The 15,114-nt window shown below is 74.9% G+C and carries 18 protein-coding genes; 12 read left to right on the plus strand and 6 right to left on the minus strand.

The window, feature by feature from the left end:
* Nucleotides 1-75 precede the first annotated feature (75 nt).
* Complete coding sequence (locus ABEB06_RS08340; RefSeq protein ID WP_345696166.1) at nucleotides 76-882, plus strand: DeoR/GlpR family DNA-binding transcription regulator; 807 nt, start codon at nucleotides 76-78, stop codon at nucleotides 880-882.
* Between the two features lie 74 nt (nucleotides 883-956).
* The gene (locus ABEB06_RS08345) at nucleotides 957-2,273 is read left to right on the plus strand and encodes a DUF4419 domain-containing protein (protein WP_345696167.1); all 1,317 of its coding nucleotides are present in this window, start codon (nucleotides 957-959) and stop codon (nucleotides 2,271-2,273) included.
* Between the two features lie 20 nt (nucleotides 2,274-2,293).
* Here ABEB06_RS08345 and ABEB06_RS08350 read toward each other — a convergent pair whose 3' ends face one another.
* Together ABEB06_RS08350 and ABEB06_RS08355 are read right to left on the minus strand one after the other, a co-directional pair.
* On the minus strand, nucleotides 2,294-3,397 hold the full coding sequence (locus ABEB06_RS08350; RefSeq protein WP_345696168.1) for a PLP-dependent cysteine synthase family protein: 1,104 nt from the start codon (nucleotides 3,395-3,397) through the stop codon (nucleotides 2,294-2,296).
* Between the two features lie 131 nt (nucleotides 3,398-3,528).
* Nucleotides 3,529-4,389, minus strand: coding sequence for a PhzF family phenazine biosynthesis protein (locus tag ABEB06_RS08355; RefSeq protein ID WP_345696169.1), 861 nt, complete (start codon nucleotides 4,387-4,389; stop codon nucleotides 3,529-3,531).
* 151 nt (nucleotides 4,390-4,540) lie between these two features.
* On the opposite strand from ABEB06_RS08355, the gene ABEB06_RS08360 reads away from it, so the two are divergent.
* The 5 genes from ABEB06_RS08360 (at nucleotide 4,541) to ABEB06_RS08380 (ending at nucleotide 8,060) form a co-directional block, all read left to right on the plus strand.
* A complete protein-coding gene (locus ABEB06_RS08360; protein WP_345696170.1) occupies nucleotides 4,541-4,744 on the plus strand; it encodes a hypothetical protein in 204 nt (67 codons plus the stop codon).
* Between the two features lie 50 nt (nucleotides 4,745-4,794).
* Nucleotides 4,795-5,187, plus strand: coding sequence for a VOC family protein (locus tag ABEB06_RS08365; protein ID WP_345696171.1), 393 nt, complete (start codon nucleotides 4,795-4,797; stop codon nucleotides 5,185-5,187).
* Between the two features lie 71 nt (nucleotides 5,188-5,258).
* Nucleotides 5,259-6,056, plus strand: coding sequence for a class I SAM-dependent methyltransferase (locus ABEB06_RS08370; protein ID WP_345696172.1), 798 nt, complete (start codon nucleotides 5,259-5,261; stop codon nucleotides 6,054-6,056).
* 192 nt (nucleotides 6,057-6,248) lie between these two features.
* Nucleotides 6,249-7,556 (plus strand): ABC transporter substrate-binding protein, encoded by a 1,308-nt coding sequence (locus ABEB06_RS08375; protein ID WP_345696173.1) that lies wholly within the window; start codon nucleotides 6,249-6,251, stop codon nucleotides 7,554-7,556.
* A gap of 123 nt (nucleotides 7,557-7,679) precedes the next feature.
* Entirely contained in the window at nucleotides 7,680-8,060 is a 381-nt protein-coding gene (locus ABEB06_RS08380; RefSeq protein WP_345696174.1) for a VOC family protein, read from the plus strand.
* On the opposite strand, the gene ABEB06_RS08385 is transcribed toward ABEB06_RS08380, so the two are convergent.
* Nucleotides 8,024-9,265, minus strand: coding sequence for an ROK family protein (locus tag ABEB06_RS08385; protein WP_345696175.1), 1,242 nt, complete (start codon nucleotides 9,263-9,265; stop codon nucleotides 8,024-8,026). The genes ABEB06_RS08380 and ABEB06_RS08385 overlap by 37 nt on opposite strands.
* A gap of 41 nt (nucleotides 9,266-9,306) precedes the next feature.
* On the opposite strand from ABEB06_RS08385, the gene ABEB06_RS08390 reads away from it, so the two are divergent.
* The 4 genes from ABEB06_RS08390 to ABEB06_RS08405 all read left to right on the plus strand — a co-directional run bounded on the left by ABEB06_RS08390 (nucleotide 9,307) and on the right by ABEB06_RS08405 (nucleotide 11,851).
* Nucleotides 9,307-10,533: an MFS transporter gene (locus tag ABEB06_RS08390; RefSeq protein WP_345696176.1), complete on the plus strand. Its 1,227-nt coding sequence runs from the start codon at nucleotides 9,307-9,309 to the stop codon at nucleotides 10,531-10,533.
* Between the two features lie 77 nt (nucleotides 10,534-10,610).
* The gene (locus ABEB06_RS08395; RefSeq protein WP_345696177.1) at nucleotides 10,611-10,904 is read left to right on the plus strand and encodes an ArsR/SmtB family transcription factor; all 294 of its coding nucleotides are present in this window, start codon (nucleotides 10,611-10,613) and stop codon (nucleotides 10,902-10,904) included.
* Nucleotides 10,901-11,290, plus strand: a complete 390-nt coding sequence (locus ABEB06_RS08400; RefSeq protein WP_345696178.1) for a VOC family protein — start codon at nucleotides 10,901-10,903, stop codon at nucleotides 11,288-11,290. Before ABEB06_RS08395 ends, ABEB06_RS08400 begins: the two co-directional genes overlap by 4 nt.
* 6 nt (nucleotides 11,291-11,296) lie before the next feature.
* On the plus strand, nucleotides 11,297-11,851 hold the full coding sequence (locus tag ABEB06_RS08405; RefSeq protein ID WP_345696179.1) for a HutD/Ves family protein: 555 nt from the start codon (nucleotides 11,297-11,299) through the stop codon (nucleotides 11,849-11,851).
* A gap of 2 nt (nucleotides 11,852-11,853) precedes the next feature.
* Here ABEB06_RS08405 and ABEB06_RS08410 read toward each other — a convergent pair whose 3' ends face one another.
* Nucleotides 11,854-12,504 (minus strand): hypothetical protein, encoded by a 651-nt coding sequence (locus ABEB06_RS08410; RefSeq protein WP_345696180.1) that lies wholly within the window; start codon nucleotides 12,502-12,504, stop codon nucleotides 11,854-11,856.
* Nucleotides 12,505-12,762: 258 nt separating this feature from the next.
* On the opposite strand from ABEB06_RS08410, the gene ABEB06_RS08415 reads away from it, so the two are divergent.
* Entirely contained in the window at nucleotides 12,763-13,680 is a 918-nt protein-coding gene (locus ABEB06_RS08415) for an NAD-dependent epimerase/dehydratase family protein (RefSeq protein ID WP_345696181.1), read from the plus strand.
* Here ABEB06_RS08415 and ABEB06_RS08420 read toward each other — a convergent pair whose 3' ends face one another.
* Both ABEB06_RS08420 and ABEB06_RS08425 read right to left on the minus strand, forming a co-directional pair.
* Nucleotides 13,681-14,322 carry a maleylpyruvate isomerase family mycothiol-dependent enzyme gene (locus tag ABEB06_RS08420; protein ID WP_345696182.1) on the minus strand — a complete coding sequence of 214 codons (642 nt, stop codon included), beginning with the start codon at nucleotides 14,320-14,322 and terminating at the stop codon, nucleotides 13,681-13,683.
* An 8-nt stretch (nucleotides 14,323-14,330) separates the two neighbouring features.
* On the minus strand, nucleotides 14,331-15,107 hold the full coding sequence (locus ABEB06_RS08425; protein WP_345696183.1) for an acyltransferase: 777 nt from the start codon (nucleotides 15,105-15,107) through the stop codon (nucleotides 14,331-14,333).
* Nucleotides 15,108-15,114: the final 7 nt, after the last annotated feature.

Here is a 15,114-nt window from a genome sequence, read left to right on the forward strand (position 1 = left end):
CCCCGCTGACCGGTCGGGGCCGCGTGCAAGGATTGGTCGTACGATCTGCATTCCAGCACCGGAGGGGGACGGTCCGTGGCCGACACCAGCAACCTGCTCGCCGAGCAGCGCCGGGCTCTCATCCTGGACGAGGTCCGCCGGCGCGGCGGCGTCCGGGTCAACGAGCTGACCCGGCAGTTGAACGTGTCGGACATGACGATCCGCCGCGACCTCGACGCGCTCGCCCGGGCCGGCTCGGTCGAGAAGGTGCACGGCGGCGCGGTCTCGGTCGAGGCCGCCCGGACCCACGAGCCCGGCTTCGAGGCGAAGTCGGTCCTGGAGCCGTCCGCCAAGGAGGAGATCGCCCGGGCCGCCGCCGCCCTGGTCCAGCCCGGCAGCGCGATCGCCCTCTCCGGCGGCACCACCACCTTCGCCCTCGCCCACCGGCTGACGGCCGTCCCGGAGCTGACCGTGGTGACCAACTCCGTCCGGGTCGCGGACGTGTTCGCCGAGGCGCAGCGCGACCGCACCGACGGCGGTCCGGCGGCGACCGTCGTCCTCACCGGCGGCGTGCGCACCCCGTCCGACGCCCTGGTCGGCCCGGTCGCCGACCGGTCGATCCGCTCGCTCCGCTTCGACCTGCTCTTCCTCGGCACCCACGGCCTCTCCCTGGACGCGGGCCTGTCCACCCCCAACCTCGCCGAGGCCGAGACCAACCGCGCGTTCATCGGCTCCGCCCGCCGCACCGTCGTGGTCGCCGACCACACCAAGTGGGGCACCGTCGGCCTCTCCACCTTCGCCGACCTCACCGAGGTCGACACCTGGGTCACCGACACCGGGCTCCCCGAGGACGCCGCCACCGCGGCCCGCGACCGCATCCGCGAGGTCCTGCTGGCCGGCTGACCCGGCCCCCGAAAGGGTTTCTCCACCGACGGCACGACCTGCGAGGATGTCGCACACCAGTCGAGGGGGACGCCATGGCCATCGAGATCGACCTGCCGCTCGCACCGGACGCCGGGGCGGACCGGCTGGCCGCCGAGCTGACCGAGGTCGGCAACGAGCGCTTCCTGCGGGCGGTGCTGCACGACCCGGTGGCGCTCCACCACCGCAGCACGGACCGGCTCGTCGGCCGCCCGCACACCCCGACGGCACCCGAGTCCGGCGGCAGCCTGCTGCTGCGCGCCCTGCACACCGCCTTCGCGGCGCACCTGCCGCTCAGCCTCTCCCCCGACCTGCTCTGGTACGCGATCGTCCACGAGGTGGCCGTCCACGTCCGGTTGAACCCGGACGCCTACGCCGGGCTGTTCGGCGCGACGGCCGACGGGAAGCAGACGGTCCGGGTCCACGACGACCACGCGATGTTCGACTGGCAGCGCTCGATCCACCTGGTCCGGGAGCCGCTGGCGGCCGCCGTCGGCGCCGAGGCGGTGGAGCTGTTCCGGCCGGCCTTCTCCACCACCACGCCGACCGAGTCGGCCGCCGCCCTGGTCGCGCTGATGGACGTGGTCAGCCCGTACGTCCGCTTCGAGTGGATCACCATGTGCGGCATCCCCCGGATCCGTCTGGAGGGCACCGCCGACGACTGGGCGCTGCTCGCCTCCCGGACCCGCGAACTGGCGGGCTGGTTCGACGGGTTGCGCCTCTGGTTCAAGGGTCTGCGGCCTGTGCTGGACACCGTCGCCGCGACGGCGGCGGGCGCGGACGTGAACCAGGACTTCTGGCGCTCGATCTACAAGCACGAGTCGCAGTCCGGCGGGGACTTCGTGACCGGGTGGATCAACGCCTTCCTCGCCCACCGCTATCCCGGCGACGGGCCGGTCGCCAAGCGGGAGTTCGGTGCGGGCCGGGTGAGCGAGAGCGAGTTCCCCTCGCACGTCTCCCGAGTGCCGTTCGAGTGGCACTTCCCCGGCCTCACCCTGGAGATGGCGTTCCTCGGCGGCGTCCTCGGCATCGAGCGGGACGGCGAGTGGCTTCGCCCCCGGCTCGGTCAGGCCGTGGCGGAGCTGCTGCCCCGCACCGGCCCGCTCGACCCCCGGCTGCCGGAGCGCTGGCAGCTGGCGGACATCCGTCGGGTCACCGGGCAGCCCGGGGCGCGGATCGTCGACACGGTCACCCGGATCCGGCACGAGGGTGGGTGGGCCGAAGCGACCGTGGTGATCGGGGCGGACCGGGGGCTGCTGCTGCTCGGGACGGCCGACGGCCGCTGGCACGTCGGCGAGCCGGGCACCGAGCCGGGGGTCGCGCACGCCCTGTGGTCCGAGGCCGACCTGCCCTCCGCCCTGAGCTGGCTCTGACCTCCGGCCGACGGGGACGCTCAGTCGAGGGTGGCGGCGCCCGCCAGGAAGGCCAGCATCAGCTCCCGGTACGGCTCGATGTCGATGGCCTGCTCGGCCAGCCACTCGTCGGAGTAGTACTTGTCGAGGTAGCGGTCGCCGGGGTCACAGATCAGGCCGACCACGCTGCCGGTGCGGCCCTCGGCGCGCATCTCGGCGATGATCCGCAGCGCGCTCCACAGCCCGGTGCCGGTGGAGGCACCGGCCTTCTTGCCGAGCAGCTGCTCCAGCACACGGATCGCGGCGATCGAGGCGGCGTCCGGGACCTTCATCATCCGGTCGATCGCGCCGGGCACGAAGCTGGGCTCCATCCGGGGCCGGCCGATGCCCTCGATCCGGGAGCCGGAGGCGCAGGTGGCGTCGGGGTCGTGCTTGACCCAGCCGTCGAAGAAGCAGGAGTTCTCCGGGTCGGCGACGCAGATCCGGGTGTCGTGCTGCATGTAGTGCACGTACCGGGCGATGGTGGCGGAGGTGCCGCCGGTGCCCGCGGTGGCGACGATCCAGGCGGGCTCGGGGTGGGGTTCCATACGCAGCTGGGCGAAGATCGACTCGGCGATGTTGTTGTTGCCGCGCCAGTCGGTGGCCCGCTCGGCGTAGGTGAACTGGTCCATGTAGTGCCCGCCGGTCTCGGCGGCGAGCCGGGCGGCGACCTCGTAGACCTCGCAGGGGTTGTCGACCAGGTGACATCGGCCGCCGTGGAACTCGATCAGTTCGATCTTGGCCCGGCTGGTGGTGCGGGCCATCACCGCGATGAAGGGGACGCCGATCAGGCCGGCGAAGTACGCCTCCGAGACGGCGGTGGAGCCGCTGGACGCCTCGATCACCGGCCGGTCGGGGCGGATCCAGCCGTTGCACAGCCCGTACAGGAAGAGCGAGCGGGCCAGCCGGTGCTTGAGGCTGCCCGTCGGGTGGGTCGACTCGTCCTTGAGGTAGAGGTCGATGCCCCACTCGGCGGGCAGCGGGAATCTCAGCAGGTGGGTGTCGGCGGACCGGTTGTTGTCGGCCTGCACCCGGCGGACGGCCTCCTTCAGCCACGCCCGGTACTCGGCATCGGTACGGTCCACGTCCAGGGTGGGGCTGGCCATCGCGCACTCTCCTCGGTCGCCGGTCTCTTCCCCACCCAGTGTAACAGTCGATTACGATAAGTGACCGTTACGGCGGTTCCAGCTTCCGCTTATCGCCCACCCGTTCGCCCCGTGCCCCGCGGGCCCCTCGGCTACCGCGGGAGGGCCACCGCCTCGCCCGACACCCGCACCCGCCGGTCCTCCGCGCGCAGCTCCACGCCCAGCACGCCCGGCCGCCCCATGTCCTGCCCCTGGTAGAGGGTGAGCCGTCCCGCCTCCAGACCCTCCAGCTCCCGCAGGTACGCGCCGAACGCGGCGGCCGCCGCCCCCGTCGCCGAGTCCTCCACCACGCCGCCGACCGGGAACGGGTCCCGCACGTCGAACTCGGTGGCCGAGCGGCGGAAGACCAGCTGCAGCGTGGTCAGGTCCAGGCGGAGCATCAGCGCCGTCAGCCGCTCGAAGTCGTACGCCAGGTCGGCCAGCCGCCTCCGGGTCGCCGCCGCGAGCACCAGGTGGCGCGCCCCCGCGTAGGCGATCCGGGGCGGCAGCGAGCCGTCCAGGTCGGAGCGGCTCCAGCCGAGCGCCGCCAGCGCCTCCGCCAGGTCCTCCTCCGCCACCGCCTCCACCGCCGGAGCCACGCTGGTGAGCGTCGCGCGCAGCACCCCGCCGCCGCCCTCGGCGACCTCGACCGGCACCGGACCCGCCTTGGTCTCGAACAGCACCTCGCCCGGGCCGATCCGCTCCGCCAGCGCCACCGCCGCCGCGACCGTCGCGTGACCGCAGAACGGCACCTCCGCCTTGGGGCTGAAGTACCGCACCGCGTAGGTGCGCGGCCGCACCGGCGAGCGGGTCAGGAACGCCGTCTCCGAGTAGCCCAGTTCGGCGGCGATCGCCAACTGCCGTGCGTCGTCCAGCCCGGACGCGTCCAGCACCACGCCGGCCGGGTTGCCGCCCGCCGGATCCGCCGTGAACGCCGAGTACCGCAGCACCTCGGGCGCAGAAGAGTTCGTCATGCCCGCTCAACGACGACCGGCCCGCCGTGATTCCGACTGTTAACGCAACATCGCCGAGCGGCCATCGGAGCGAGACCCGCCTGCAAAACCATCGTCATATCGGCCGTGCATCCTTTCAGTCAGAGGAAACCTCCCGGAAGGAGCACAGGAAATGAGTGACATGACCGGCCTGGTGGCCGCCTTCGCCGACCTCTGGACCCCGCAGGACAACGGATCCGGAGCCCCCGTGCGCATCAGCGGCCACGAGGCCGACCGCCTCGCCGCGATGCCCCGACCCGTCGCCCGCACCCCCCGCACCGACCGCCCGCTGCTCCCGCTCCGCCGCCGCCCGAGCCTGCGCCGCGCCCACGCCTAGGGCCGTGCGGCGGGTGGCGCCCCGGCCGGGGATCGGGAATGCTCGCACGCATGGTTTCGGTGGTGCAGAACGTCGCGATCGACTGTGCGGACGCCTACGGGCTGGCCCGCTTCTGGAGCGAGGTGACCGGCCGTCCGCAGCACCCGACGGACCGCCCGGGTGACCCGGAGGCCCAGGTGATGCTGGCGGAGGGCCCGATCCTGCACTTCAACCAGGTGCCCGAGCCGAAGACCGGCAAGAACCGGCTCCACCTGTGCCTGCGCCCGGAGACCAGCCGCGACGAAGAGGTCGAACGGCTGCTCGGCATCGGCGCGACCCTCGTCGCCGACCGCCGCAACCCCGACGGCTCGGGCTGGGCGGTGCTCGCCGACCCCGAGGGCAACGAGTTCTGCGTGCTGCGCAGCGAGTCCGACCGGGCCGCGGCGGGCGCCGCCGGCTCGTAGCGAGACCGACCGCCGCGCCACGCGGGGGAACCTGGTCGACCGGCACGGCACCGGCTGACATCCTCGGTGCCATGGGTACCTTCGAGGAGCTGGTGGCGGAGGGCGAGGCCGTCCCCACCGAGGGCTGGGACTTCACCTGGTTCACCGGCCGCGCCACCGAGCAGCGGCCGTCCTGGGGGTACGCCGGACTGCTGGCCGACCGGATGGCCGACGCCACCGCCGCGCTCGACCTGCAGACCGGCGGCGGCGAGGTGCTGGCCGCGGTGCCCGTCGCCCCGCCGGTCCTCGCCGCGACCGAGGCGTGGCCGCCGAACCTCGCCATCGCCCGCGCCAATCTCGCCGGGTTCGGCGCCACCGTGGTCGAGGCGGAGGTCACCGACGACCTCCCGTTCCCCGACGGCGCGTTCGACCTGGTGGTCAGCCGGCACCCGGTGGCGACCCGCTGGGACGAGGTGCACCGGGTGCTGCGCCCCGGCGGCCGGTACCTGTCCCAGCAGGTCGGCTCAGGATCGGTCCGCGAGCTGACCGAGTTCATGATGGGCCCCTCCCCCGCGCCGCTGCACCCCGTCGCACCACCGCCGACCACCACGTACGCGGGCGCCCTGCCGATCGACGCCGTCACGGCCGCCGAACTGGCCGGCCTCACCGTGGTGGACGTGCGGCAGGAGGCGCTGCGGATGGAGTTCCACGACCTCGCGGCGGTGGTGCACTTCCTGCGCAAGGTGGTCTGGATCGTCCCCGGCTTCACCGTCGACGCCTACCGCGAGCGCCTTGCCACCCTGCACGCCTTCATGGAGCGCCACGGCCCGTTCGTCGCCCACTCCCAGCGCTACCTGGTCGAGGCCGTCCGCCGGACGCCGGCCGCCTAGGCCCCGCCGGATACGGCCACGCTCGGGTCCACCCGAACGACCTCGCTGTGAACGTACACACCACAAGTCCCCGGATTCAGGCGGATAACAGTGGATGATGAGGCATTGACAGGTGACATCCCGGTTTCCGTACTGTGAACGTGCACAGTCGCCGTCCGGCCACCTGGCCACGCGTCCGTTCCGGGAGGACCCTTGCACCGCCGTCTCGTTCTCGCCGCCGCCACCGCGCTCGCCGGCGCCCTGGTCCTGACCTCCTGCGCGAGCGCGGGCGGCGCCGGGTCCGCGGCGAAGGGCCCGGTGGAGCTGGTCTTCTGGACCTGGACCCCCAACATGGACAAGGTCGCCGAGCTCTGGAACGAGGCCCACCCGGACGTCCACGTCACGGTGGAGAAGCAGGTCTCCGGCGGCATCATGGTCCCCAAGCTGGTCAGCGCGGTCGACATCGGCATCGCCCCCGACCTGGTCCAGGTGGAGTACCAGGTGCTGCCCACCCTGGTCGCCAAGGACGTCCTGGTGGACATCGCCCCGCAGGTCGGCGGCGTCAAGGACCGCTTCGCACCCGGCATCTGGCAGCAGGTCACGGTCGGCTCCGCCGCGTACGCGGTCCCGCAGGACACCGCGCCGCTCGCCCTCTACTACCGGCACGACCTGTTCAAGCAGTACGGCCTCAAGGTGCCCGCCACCTGGGACGAGTTCGCCGACACCGCGCGCGAGTTGCGGCGCCGGGCCCCGGGCAGGGCGCTCACCACCTTCTCCGCCAACGACCCCGGCCTGTTCGCCGGGCTCGCCCAGCAGGCGGGCGCCACCTGGTGGCGCAGCGCGGGCGGGGGCAAGTGGAAGGTCGCGGTCGACGACGAGGCGACCCGCCGGGTCGCCGGGTTCTGGGGCGGCCTGGTCCGCGAGGGGGCGATCGACAACCAGCCGATGTACACCGAGGCGTGGAGCAGGGCGCTCACCGAGGGCAGCCAGCTCGCCTGGGTGTCCGCCGTCTGGGCGCCCGGCGCGCTCACCGCCAACGCGCCCGCCACCAAGGGCAAGTGGGCGATCGCGCCGCTGCCGCAGTGGAAGGCCGGCGAGTCCGTCACCGGCAGCTGGGGCGGCTCGGGCACGGGCGTGACCGTGGGTGCCCGCAAGGACGGCCACGTCGAGGCCGCCGCCCGCTTCGCCGCCTGGCTGAACACGGACCCGGTGGCGGTGGCCGCCCTGGTGCGGGAGGGCGGCGTCTACCCGGCGGCGACGGCCGCCCAGACCGGCGACGCCCTCGCCGCCGCGCCCGAGTTCTTCGCCAACCAGCCCGACTTCTACGCCCGCGCCGCCGAGATCGCCCGCAACACCGCGCCGTCCTCCTGGGGGCCGGACGTCGACGTCGCGTACGCCGCCTTCAAGGACGCCTTCGGCCGCGCCGCGCAGTCCCGTTCCGACTTCGCCGCTGCCCTGGCCGCCGTCCAGCGCTCCACCCGGAGCGCCCTCGCCACCGACGGGCTCGGTACGGCCGGTTGACCCGACCGTCCGCCCACCGCGCCGGGCCGGGCGGACGGGATCACGCACGGGTGGCACGGAGTGGGGCACGACGGTCGGGGCGCCGGAGGCGGGCCTCCTGGCCAGGTCCGGGACCACGCCGAGTTGCCCGGCCGGCACCTCGGGCACGAGGAGCCGGGGACGGCGGTCGCCGCCGCCTCGCCGCAGGGCCCGTTCCTGGCCCGCCGGCAGGCGGACGGCTACCGTCCGCCGGTGTGGCCGCCGGCAGGCGGGGCGCAGCACCCGATGGTGCGCTTCGGCTTCCGGGTCGGCGGCCCGGAGTCGGCGGTCGCCGGCGCGGTCGGGCTCGGCGCCACCGTGGCCGGGTTCCAGCCGCAGCCGGACGTCCGGGTGCTCCTCGACCTGGCGGGCCACCCGTTCTGCCTCCGCCTCGGCGTGCAGCGGGGAGCCGGGAGCCCGGGAGCGGGGGCCAGGGGGCCGGCCGGGCGTCAGGCGGCGGTGACGGCCTGCGGGTCGGCGAGGTAGGGCTGCCAGGCGAGTTCGGCGGCGCCGACCAGGCCGGCGTGGCGGACCTGGGCGGGGACGATCGGGACGCGGCCGCTGCGCCCCCACAGGCAGCGGTCGGCGACGACGGCGGCGAGGCGTTCGGGCGCGGCGGCGAGCAGGTCGAGGTGCAGGCCGCTGAGCACGATCCGGTCGGGGTTGAGGATGTTGACCAGCCCGGCGAGGCCGAGGCCGAGGCGGTCGACGACGTGTTCGACGGCGGCGCGGGCCTGCGGGGTGTCGGCGGCGGCGAGTTCGCGGGCCTGCCCGAGGAGCGGCAGGGCCGGATCGGGCCGGAGTCCGGCGGCGGCGAACAGCGCGTCGGGGTCGGTCTCGGAGTTGAGGCAGCCCCGGTTGCCGCACGGGCAGAGCCGTCCCTGCGGGTCGACGGTGACGTGGCCGACCTCCAGGGCGAGGCCGGCGCTGCCGGTGTGCAGGCGGCCGTCGATGACCAGGGCGCCGCCGACGCCGCGGTGGCCGGAGGTGACCAGGAGCAGGTGCCGGGAGTCGCGGCCGGCGCCGTGCCGGTGTTCGGCGAGGGCGGCGAGGTTGGCGTCGTTGGCGACGGCGCTGGGGAGTTCGGTGCGGGCGCGCGGCCCGTGGTCGGCGCGCCGGACCTCGGCGGCGAACAGGTCGGCGACCGGGGTGCCGCTGGGCCAGCCGAAGTGCAGGGCGGCGAGGGCGGTGCCGTCGGGTTCGGTGACGGGGTTCGGCAGGGCGAGTCCGATGCCGAGGCAGCGCCGGCGGGCGTCGCGGGCGAGGGCCGCGCCGGTCTCGGCGACGGCGCGCAGCAGCCGGACGGGGTCGGTGGCGGTGGGCAGCGGCAGGTGGACGGGCTCGACGAGCTGCCCGCCGAGCCCGGCGAGCGAGGCGCTGATGCCGTCGGCGTGGATCTGGGCGGCGATCACCACGGGGCCGTCCTCGGCGACGGCGAGGCGGTGCGAGGGGCGGCCGCGGCCGCCGCCGGCGGGCCGGGAGTCGACGGTGATCAGCCCGAGGGCCTCGAGTTCGGCGGTGACGGCGCCGGCGGTGGCCCGGGTGACGTCGAGGGCGCCGGTGAGCGCGGACCGGGTGGGCGCCTGGCCGGTGTGGACCAGTTGGAGCGCCGGTCCGAGCAGCGAGCGGCCCCGGTCGAGCGCCGGGCGGCGCGGCGACTCGGCGCGGAGCGGCGCGGCTTCGCGGCGCATCGGGCTTGAAGGTGAGTGCGGCACTCCCCTATTCTGCTTTTGTGCCGCTACTAAACAAAACACGTGCCCGCTCCACCACGCCCACCGACCCCCGCCCTCACCCGTCCGGCCGCACCGCCGGACGGACGGCGGCACGCACCGCCCTCACCGCCTTCTTCGCCGTCGACGGCTTCCTGTTCGCCGCCTGGGTGGTCCGGATCCCGGACGTCCGCGCCCAGGTCGCCGCCTCGCACAGCGCGCTCGGCCTGGCCCTGCTGTGCATCTCGGCCGGCGCCGTCGCCACCATGGCCCCGATCGGCCGCCTGTGCGTCCGGTACGGCTCGCGCCGGGTCACCGTCGCCTCGCTCGCCCTGCTCTCGCTCGCCGTGCCACTGCCCGCGCACACCCACTCGGTCGCGGCGCTCGGCGCCGTCCTGCTGCTCTTCGGTGCGGGCTACGGCGCCGCGAACGTCGCGATGAACTCCGCCGCGGTCGACCTGGTCGCCCAGCTCCGCCGGCCCGTGATGCCCAGCTTCCACGCCGGGTACAGCCTCGGCGGCCTGCTCGGCGCCGCCGTCGGCGGCCTGCTGGCCGGCCGGATCACCACCGCCTGGGCGCTCGCCCTGGCGGGCGCGCTCGGCCTGGCCGTCACCGCCGCCGCCGGGTGGGCCCTGCTCCGCGCCCCCTCCGCCGCACCGGCCGCCCCCACCCGGACCGCACCGGCCGCCGCACCCGCGGCCGCGCCGCGCGGCGCCCGGCTGCTGGTCGTCCTGCTGGGCCTGACCGCGCTGTTCACCGCGTACGGCGAGGGCGCGCTCGCCGACTGGGCCACCCTGCACCTGACCGACGACGTCCACGCCTCCGCCGGACTCGCCGCCGCCGGCTACGCGGCCTTCGCCTTCGCGATGACCACCGGACGGGTCGGCGGCACCTGGCTGACCGTCCGGCTCGGCCAGACCCGGGTGATGCTGTTCGGCGGCCTGGCGGCCGGGGCGGGCATGCTGCTGGCGGCGTTCGCGCCGTCGGTGTGGGTCGCGCTCGGCGGATTCGTCCTGGTCGGCCTCGGCCTGGCGAACGTCTTCCCGCTCGCGATCGCCCAGGCCGGCGCCCTCGGCGGACCGCGCGGCGTGGCCACCGCCTCCACCCTCGGCTACGCGGGCATGCTGATCGGACCACCGGTGATCGGCTTCCTCGCCGACGCCACCAGCCTCCCGTTCGCCCTCACCACCGTCGCCGGCAGCGCCGTCCTGTCCGGCCTGCTCGCCCTGGTCGTCCGCCGCCGCGCCTGAGCGCGGGAGGTCGTCCGCGGCCCCCCGCGCCACCCGCGGAGTTGATAGGCAAGTCGTTGCTTGCCTATGGTGGGGATGTGGCGGACGATGTCTTCAAGGCCCTGGCCGACCCCACCCGGCGACGCATCCTCGACGAACTCGCCGAACGGGACGGCCAGTCGCTGTTCGAGATCTGCGCACGGCTGGCGACCAAGCACGGCCTCGGCCTGTCGCGGCAGGCCATCAGCCAGCACCTCGCCGTCCTGGAGGCCGCCGACCTGGTCCGGACCCGGCGCGACGGCCGCTACAAGTTCCACGACCTCAACACCGAACCGCTTGAGCGCATCCTCACCCGGTGGCTCAGGCCCGACGCGCCGGAGGGCACCCCGTGAAGATCAACCTGGCCAGCGTCTTCGTCGACGACCAGGACAAGGCCCTGCGCTTCTACACCGAGGTGCTCGGCTTCGTGAAGAAGACCGAGGTCCCGCTCGGCCCCGAGCACCGCTGGCTCACCGTGGTCTCCCCCGAGGACCCCGACGGCACCGAACTGGTCCTCGAACCCGACGCCCACCCGGTGGTGAAGCCGTACCAGAACGGCCTGGTCGCCGACGGCATCCCGCACACCTCCTTCGCCGTGGACGACGTCCGGGCCGAGTACGAGCGGATGCAGGCCCTCGGCGTCCGCTTCGCCCAGGCCCCCGTCGACCTCGGCCCGGTGATCACCGCGATCCTCGACGACACCTGCGGCAACCTGATCCAGATCGCCCAGTACAAGTAGCCCCCGATGACCCTCACCCTGCTCCGCGCCGCCGACCGCGTCGCCACCGCCTGGCTGAACGGCGGCGGCACCACCCGCGAGATCGCCGGCCACCCCGCCGACGCCGGCCCCGCCGACTTCGCGTGGCGGGCCAGCCTCGCCGACGTCGCCCGGGGCGGACCGTTCTCCCGCTTCCCGGACTCCGACCGGGTGCTCACCGTCGTCGACGGCGAAGGCGTGCTCCTCACCGTCGACGGCACCGAGCACCACGCCGAGCCGTACCGGCCGTTCGCCTTCCCCGGCGACGCCGACACCGACTGCCGGCTCCCCGCCGGGCCGGTGGTCGCCTTCAACGTGATGACCCGCCGCGGCCGCGCCCGCGCCACCGTCGACCTCGTCCGCACCGCCCGCCCGGTCGACGTGCCCGCCGACGCGGACGTCCTGCTGGTCTGCCTCACCGGCACCGCGGTCGTCGGCGGCACCCGGCTCGGCCGCTTCGACGCCGCGCTGCTCCCCCCGACGAGCCGTCACCCGCTCGCCGTCGACGGCACCACCGCCGTCGTCACCCTGCGCACCCGCTGACCTCAGCCCCGCGGCGAGCTGTCCCACCGCCACTCGGTCCGCCGCGCCAGACCCGGCAGCTCACCGCGGCCGGTCGCCCACAGCAGCGACGCCCACGGGTCACCGCCCACCGGCACGTCCGGGAACAAGCGGTGCAGCACCCGCGCGCAGATCTCCGCCGGCGCCCGCCACTCCAGGCCCAGGCCGCGCGCCAGGTCCTCCGCGTGCGCGAACAGCTCCACCAGCCCCATCGCCGCCGAACCCTCGGCGTCCGCCGTCCCGAAGATGTGGAACGCCCGTGCCGACGGCGCCGCCGTCCGCACCATCGCCACGTGCAACGCCCCGCACGACTCCACCACCTGCACCAGGCCCTCCGGCCCGGCCTCCCGGTCCGCGAAGATCACGTTCGCCGGCCTGCCCGGCCCGTGCCGCTGCCACACGAACGGCACGTGGCTCACCGCCGGCGGCGACTGCGGCCCCAACTGCGCCCCGTACGAGAACAGATCGTCCGCCAGGTGCTCCGCCGTCTCCCAGCAGCTCCACTCCACCGCCCCGGCCGGCCGCCCCCAGTCCCCCGCCAACGCGGCCGGCTGCCGCAGCAACCCGACCACCAACCGCACCCCTTCGGCGAGGTCGTCCGGCGTCACCGGACCGGTCTTCACATCATCGAACATCCCGTCAGCCTAGGCGCTGCCCCTCCCCACCGCCCCGACCACCGGATCACCGCTCCAGCTCTCGCACCGGACGCTGTCCGGGAGGAGTCCAGCGCGAGGTGTCCAGCGGGAAGTCGAAGAGCGCGGGGACCTCGGTCCCTTCACCGTCGTCTGCGCCCGCCGTGCGTCCTCCGGCAGACGGCTGTGGCGTTCGATCGGGCGCGGGCCGCCGGTGGTGGGGGCAAGGAGGGGGGCGTTTTCAGGGACGATGGGGTGTCGGTGCGTGGGCGAGAGGCGGGTGTCGGGGTGCGGGTGCTGGTGAGTGGGGCGTTCGGGTTCGTGGGGCGGGCGGTGGTGCGGCGGCTGGCGGCGGACGGGCACGAGGTGTGGGCGCTGGCGCGGCGGGCGGAGGTCCCGGAGGGGTTGCCGGTGGGGCGGGTGGCGGTGGGGGACGTGCGGGACGCGGCGGTGTGGCAGGCGGCGCTCGCGGAGGTCGACGCGGTGTGCCATCTGGCGGCGCTGACCCGGGGGCGGGAGTCGGTGGAGCGCCCGCAGTCGCACTGGGAGGTGAACCTGGGCGGCATGGAGGCGCTGCTCGCGGCGCTCCCGGCGGACCGGCGGCCGCGGGTGGTGTTCGGTTCGACGGCGGCGGTGTACGGCGCTCCGGAGCGGCAGCCGATCGGCGAGGACGCGCCGCCGGCGCCGGGCAATCCGTACGGGGAGTCGAAGCTCGCGGCGGAGCGCCTGCTGCTCGCGGACGCGGCGGTGGACGGGGTGGTGCTGCGCTGCTTCAACGCGGCGGGCACCGGGGACGTCGACGAGGCCCGGATCATTCCGAAGGCGCTGGCGGTGGCGGCGGGCCGCCATCCGCGGCTGGAGCTGAACGGCGACGGCAGCGTGGTCCGCGATTTCGTGCACGTGGACGACATGGCGGCGGCGTACGCGCTGGCGCTGGCAGCACCGACGGGCCGGGTGTACAACGTGGGGGCGACACCGGCGAGCGTGCGGGAGATCGTGGCGACGGCAGAGCGGGTGACGGGGCGGCGGATCCCGGTGGTGCACCGTCCGGCGGTGGCGGAGGCGCCGCGGCTGGTGGCGGACACCTCGCTGATCCGCCGTGAGCTCGACTGGCGGCCGGTCCGTTCCGACCTGGACACCATGATCCGGGACGCCTGGCGATCCGTCGCGGCCGGGTGATCAGGGACGGAATCGGACGGGCGGCAACGGCCACGCGGGCGGTACGGGCAGCTCGGCGCCCAGCTCGCGGCCGTCGGCGCGGCCGCTGAGCCAGGCGAGCAGCGCGTGCCCCGGGCCGGCGGCGGACGGGCCGTCCGTGCCGAGGTCCCATCGCCGGTCGAGGTCGACCGCGTGCACCGTGACCGGCCCGAAGCGCCGGGCCGCCAACGCGGCGAGGGTGTCGTCGAGGGCCCATTCGACGTACCCGGTCGGCCAGTCGGCGGTGCGGTACCCGGCGGCGAGGTCGACGTGGTGGGTCTCCAGTTCGCGCCGACAGCGCTGGAGGGTGAACCGGGCGGGGTGCGACCAGCCACCGCGTGCGGTCACGGGGGCGTCCCACGCGGCCGCGGGCATCGCCCGGGCGTCGGCGAACAGCGCGCTGAATCCGGTCCGCAGGTCCTCCCGCGGGGCGGGCGGGTTCTGGCCGCGGGCGATCGCGAGCAGCCGCCGGTAGGCGTCGGCGCTGCGGGCGAGGTGGGTGACCACGTCGGCGCGGTTCCAGCCGGGCAGCGCGGACGGTTCTCGCAGTTCGTCCTCCGCCATCGCGGAGACGGTGTCGCACACCCGGTCGTACGAGGCGGCGAGCTCCGTCAGCAGGTCCACGGCCGAGCTCAGTTCCCGGCGGTCTCGCCGGGCAGCCGCAGGTCCCATCCGACGAGGGCGCGCAGCTGTTCGGCGGTGACGCCTTCCGGTATGGGCCTCGGTGCCTCGTGCCGGATGGGCGGCTGCCAGCCGTCCTCGGGGTTCCAGCTGCGGACGACCTTGGCGGGGGCGCCGGCGACGACGGCGTGGTCGGGGACCTCGCCGGTGACGACGGAGTTGGCGGCGACGACGACGTTGCGGCCGAGCCGGGCGCCGGGGAGGATCACGGCGCCGGTGCCGATCCAGGAGCCGGCGCCGATCTCGACGGGTTCGTTGCGCGGCCACTGCTTGCCGATCGGCAGGCCGGTGTCGCGGTACTCGTGGGCCTGGTCGGTGATGTACACGTTGGGTCCGGTCCACACGTCGTCGCCGAGGACGATCGACTGGTGGCCGACGATGTGGCTGCCGCGGCCGATGACGCAGCCGCCGCCGATCCGGACGAGCGGTTCGGGGCCGAGGTCGAGGCCGGGCAGGAAGCCGGCGGAGATGGTGACGCGCTCGCCGATGATGGAGAACGGGCCGATGGTGACCCACTGCTCGTTGAAGACGGTGCCGAGCGGGAAGGCGAGTTTGGTGCCGTCGCCGAGTTCCCGGAAGCGGTAGGGGCCGGGGTTGCGGTTGCTGACCGCGCCGACGTCCTGGACGAGGGCCCAGCCGCGGTGCACGGCCCGCCCGGCGAGCCGGCGGGCCCGGTCGCGGACGGCGGCGGTGAGCCTGGAGCGGAGCGGCGTACGGGCGAGCGGCATGGGCTCA

This window comes from Kitasatospora terrestris (assembly GCF_039542905.1).
GTDB lineage: Bacteria > Actinomycetota > Actinomycetes > Streptomycetales > Streptomycetaceae > Kitasatospora > Kitasatospora terrestris.